Genomic DNA, 4,740 nt, shown 5'->3' with positions numbered 1-4,740 from the left:
CAATGGCTGATCACCATATCCGTGCTGGGGAATTTTCCGACAGCACATGTGGGGAATTTTGAAACAGCATTTACACAGGAGACTGACAGTGCCCTTTAGCGCGGCATCCCGCAGGGGATAACCGGCAGCGGCGGCCGTTGACGCACATTCATGGATGACCGCCTGCGCAAAGCCCTGACCTGCTGGCTGGCTGGCGATATCCCCCACGGTTCCGCGCATCAGGCAGCAGATGCTGCCCAAGGCGGCGAGCAGCACCCATTTGTCCCACATATCCTGCAGGATGTGGGTGGAACACACGGTTTTAAATCCGGGGCCCGACAGGGTTTCCGCAATACTGCGCGCCGCTGGCGTATTGCTACCGTCCCGCTCCCCGACGGAAAGCCGGGGAAGGGAGCCCGTCTGGACAATGCGCCCCTGCGCATCAAGCATGCTGACGATAAAGCACGTGCCTCCCATGACCGCGGCAGGGCCAAAGCGGTCTGCCAGAATATCAAGATGCTGCATGCCGTTGAGAAGCGGGACAATCCGTGTCTGCGGTCCCACCGCAGGCGCGAAATCGTTCATTGCAGCCATCAGGGAATAGGCTTTTACGCTGAGCAGGATGATGTCGTAGGGCCCCTCAATCCCACCGGCCATCACCATCCGGGGGGTCATGGTGACGTTGCCAACGGAACTGATCAGGCACAGGCCCCCGGCACGGAGCTGCTGCAGGCGCCTTTCGCGCACCAGAAAGGTCACGTCATGCCCGGCGCTGGCCATGCGGGCGCCAAAATACCCACCCACGGCGCCTGCGCCGACAACAAGAATTCTGGAACCCATGACGCTGTTTCCTCTCTTTGATCCGCCCTGACGTGTTGCGGTTGAGGGCGAGTTGAAGCGCTCTGGCGGCAGGGGTCAAGACAGGCTCAGAATCTCGATCTTCCCGGGTGCCGGGCCTTGATGCTGGCCGCGTCGATATAGGTCTCGACGACCTGAAGGCTTTTGTGCCGCGAGAAGCGCTTCAGTTCCAGGAGATCATACCCGTCTTTCGCCCCCGTGGTGATGGCGCCGCGGCGCAGGCTGTGTCCGCCAAAGTCCCCCTCAAGGTGGGTGTCGCCACAGCGTTTGCGGATGATGTCCGTGACTGCCCGGTCCGACAGGGCGTGCGGCCCGATCCTGGGCGGGGCTCCGACGGGAGTGACTCCCGCCCTGTGGCCCCGCGCGGACCAGATGCGCCGGAAGACCGGACCTTCCGTGATCCCGGCCTGCCGGAGCCAGGTCTCGTATGCCAGAACCGGGCAGTTCCGGGTCAGGCCCCGCGGGATGCCGATCAGAGTACCCTTGCGCTGGGGATCACCCTTGGACCGGCCCAGCCGGATCTGCATGCCATCCTCATCCACCGTGATGTCGTCCACCTTCAGTGCGGCAAGTTCGGAGTGCCGGAACGCGCCAGCAAAACCGATCAGGAGAATGGCCCGGTCCCGCGCACCGACCAGATCATGTGGACTGATGGCTTCGACGACCCGGACCAGCCTGTCCCAGGTGAGCGCGGTTTTCTGGCGGGGCAGAGTCTCCTTTGCCTCCCGCCGGATGCCGGCAAGCGTTGCGGTCACCATCGGGTGGGCGGTGGGTACGGCAATCTGCGCCAGGTGATGCAGGTAGCGCAGGGCGGCCCGATGCAGGTCTATGGTGCTGGTCCTGCGGCCCTGCAGCGCCATGTCGGCCAGATAGGCGGCAACATCCTCGCCGCGGGCCGGCAGGGCGGGCAGGGCATGACCGGCAGCCCAGCGACACCAGGACCGCACGGCGGCGCGATAGGTGCGCAGCGTGTTTTCGGCCTTGCTGCGGTGCATATAGGCATCGGCCGCCTGACGGGCCGTGGCCAGGCGGCCATCATGTTCGGGCACAGGCTGTGTCGAGACGACGGAAAACCATTGCGCGACGGCAGCAGCCGGCTGGCCGACGGGCGCAGGAGGCGATGCGTCTGACGTCCCGGGACAGGCTCCTACGGGCTGGAGCGGCCGGAACCAGGCCAGGAAGCTGGGCGTACCGTCGTCGATTTCCAGTCCGACAGCCAGTTCGAACCCCGATGGGACATCGGCCACATGGTCCTGAGCCATCTGCTGGGCAGCCGACGCATATGGCACGCCCTGGGCGAGGGGGATATCCGGGGAATAGCTACCGTCCGGCAATTCGATGCCCGCCAGAAGCAGGGGCAGGGGCGGGGTGAACCGCGCGGTCGAGAGGATTTCGCGCCAGCGCGCCGGGTCCTGTGTCTCGGCCAGACGCTGTCGTGTCAAATGGTCAACGCGGGCGTGCAGCGCGGCCTGCGCGCGCCTGCTGGAGCCGAGGATGCGGATGTCGCTCAGCATGACCGGCTTTCCCGGTCCGAAGACCCCTGGGTGCAGAAAAGGTGACCGGGGTCGCCCCTGCCTCTTTTCCGCTGGCCCGGCCTAGGCTGGGCGATCGGTTCGGCAGGACAGAGCCGACCGCTACGCGGGCAGCAGGGGAGGGGCAGACAGGCAGGTAGGGTGGAAAGGCTCTGGAACAAGCGCATTTTGGGATTTTTGTCGAAATGCCTCATGAATGGGAACAGAAATCCTATTTTACCAACCACCTATTTGGCACCGTCCAGTTAATCGTGGCAGAAAATGCTATCCAGCGCGGTCGGGAGCTCTGTCAGATTATCCGCGTCCATAAGCAGCGACCTTGAAGGTTTTTTCGTGGCTGAACAGTAAACTACATGTTTGTCAGAGACGAAGAGAATACCGGGCATACCGGTTTTCTCCTGTCCGAATAAGAGCATCAAGCGCCACCAGATCAACCAGATCACGCGTCGCCGTGGCAGACGTCGCCCCTGTAATCGACCGATAATTCTGGGCACTCAGGCCACCTTGAAAACCATCAGGCCCTTCTGCCAGCATTCGAAGCAGGGCCTTCTCCTGACGAATGTTCAGTTTTCCGCGTAAGCGATCCAGAAACCGCGTTTTCTCAATAAGAAACCGGATGTTCCGAAGCGTGCGGGATTGCGCCTCCAACACGACCTGAGAGAACCAGACCATCCAGTTCTCTATCTGGTTCGTCTTGCTGGCCCGATGCAGTTCGAGATAATACGCTTTCTTGTATGTATTGATGGTCGCGGCCAACGCCGTCAGCGTTGGGGCTGCGAGGGTTTGCGCCAATGCTTTTTCAGCAATAGCCCGTCCGATGCGACCATTTCCATCTTCAAAGGGATGAATGGTCTCAAACCACAGATGCGCAATCGCAGCCCGCTCAATCGCGGGCAAGGGGTCGATCCCGCTTGGGGCGGTCCTGTTAAACCAGCCGATAAACTGCGCCATCTCCGAAGGGACGCTTCGAGATGGCGGGGCTTCGAAGTGGATGTGCGGCGCATGGATGGGGCCGGAGATAATCTGCATTGCCTCGGCATGCGTCCGATATCTGCCAATGACATCCAGATCTCGCCGACCGTTCATGAGCATGGCATGCCACTCAAAGAGACTCTGGTCAGTCAAAGGGGCCGCATAATGCCGATAGAGGTCCGCCATCAATTCAGCGGCCCCAGCCTCAGTTGGCGTAGAACGTCGCCTGTCTGTGGCGAAGCCAAGGTGTCGCGCAATCGACGATTGCACACTGGCCCGATCAAGCTCCTCGCCTTCAATAGCGGAGCTCTCGACCGTTTCTTGCGACATGAGTTGAACGACAAGATGCTGATTGGCGTCTTTGTCCAGATGCTGCATCGCACCGACGACCACGCCTGAACCTTTCAGGAACTCCGTTTCGGCGTCTCGCAGACAGCTTTTCTCGAAGTGAAAATGTGGCCAGTCCGGAAGCTGCCAATTCCAAAGCATGATTGATATCCCAAGGCTCTATCAATCATTCTATCGCATTTTTATGATTGATAGAAGTCTAATCTATCGATCCTTCGGCGTGACGGATTATGCTGCGTATGAACCCAGAGTGGCCCGCAGCATTCCATAATGAGAGGTGATGTTGTGGACGGCCCCCGCACGAAATGTGCGAGGATGAAATCGTCACCGTCTACAACGCATGGAGCCACCTATGGGAACGATTTCGACGATTGGCCTCGACCTGGCCAAGAATGTTTTTCAGGTGCATGGGATCGATAGTCTTGGGAACATTCTCGTACGCCGTCGCTTACGGCGCGGTGAAGTTCTCCGGTTTTTTGAAACACTCCCGCCATGCCTGATCGGTATGGAAGCGTGTGGCACGTCGCATTACCGGGCGCGCTCGATTGCGGCTTTCGGACATACGGTCAGGATGATGCCGCCAGTCTATGTGAAGCCCTACGTCAAGCAGGGTAAAACTGATGCCGCTGACGCCGAGGCGATCTGCGAGGCGGTGACCCGCCCGACGATGCGCTTCGTGCCAGTCAAATCACCGGCTCAGCAGGCAGCGTTGCTTCAGCACAAGACGAGGGATTTGCTGGTGCGTCAAAGAACCATGCAGGTCAATGCCCTGCGGGGGCACCTTGCCGGGTTCGGTATTATATCGGCAGCTGGCGTCGCGGGTCTGAACCAGATGATTACAGTGCTGCATGCGGAGCAGGAAATGTTGCCCGAGCCCGCTCGGAAACTGTTTCAGGAAATTGTCGCGCATCTGCGGGCTCCTGAGCAACGCATCGACGATATCGAGAAGCAGATCGTCGCGGAACATCGGGCAAGCAGTGTCAGCCGTCGGTTGGCTGGCATTCCCGGTATCGGCCCGATCACTGCCAGCGCGATCGTCGCGGCCGTTCCG

The 4,740-nt window shown here is 60.5% G+C and carries 4 protein-coding genes; 1 reads left to right on the top strand and 3 read right to left on the bottom strand.

Features of this window, described 5'->3' with window-relative positions; all coding sequences use genetic code 11:
- From DV027_RS16990 to DV027_RS16980, 3 genes are all read right to left on the bottom strand, one after another.
- The coding region (locus DV027_RS16990; protein WP_242621991.1) for a ketopantoate reductase family protein at positions 1 to 819 on the bottom strand (819 nt) is incomplete at its 3' end.
- Between the two features lie 86 nt (positions 820 to 905).
- On the bottom strand, positions 906 to 2,351 hold the full coding sequence (locus tag DV027_RS16985; RefSeq protein ID WP_130732965.1) for a tyrosine-type recombinase/integrase: 1,446 nt from the start codon (positions 2,349 to 2,351) through the stop codon (positions 906 to 908).
- A gap of 378 nt (positions 2,352 to 2,729) precedes the next feature.
- Positions 2,730 to 3,830: a Fic family protein gene (locus tag DV027_RS16980; protein ID WP_130732964.1), complete on the bottom strand. Its 1,101-nt coding sequence runs from the start codon at positions 3,828 to 3,830 to the stop codon at positions 2,730 to 2,732.
- A 211-nt stretch (positions 3,831 to 4,041) separates the two neighbouring features.
- Here DV027_RS16980 and DV027_RS16975 point away from each other — a divergent pair.
- Positions 4,042 to 4,740, top strand: a 699-nt coding sequence (locus DV027_RS16975) for an IS110 family RNA-guided transposase (protein ID WP_165399235.1), incomplete at its 3' end; no start/stop codon positions are given.

Source organism: Komagataeibacter xylinus (assembly GCF_004302915.1).
GTDB classification, from domain to species: Bacteria; Pseudomonadota; Alphaproteobacteria; order Acetobacterales; family Acetobacteraceae; genus Komagataeibacter; species Komagataeibacter xylinus_C.
The sequence above is the reverse complement of the archived record's forward strand: the minus strand, read 5'-3'. Positions and strand labels throughout refer to the sequence as shown.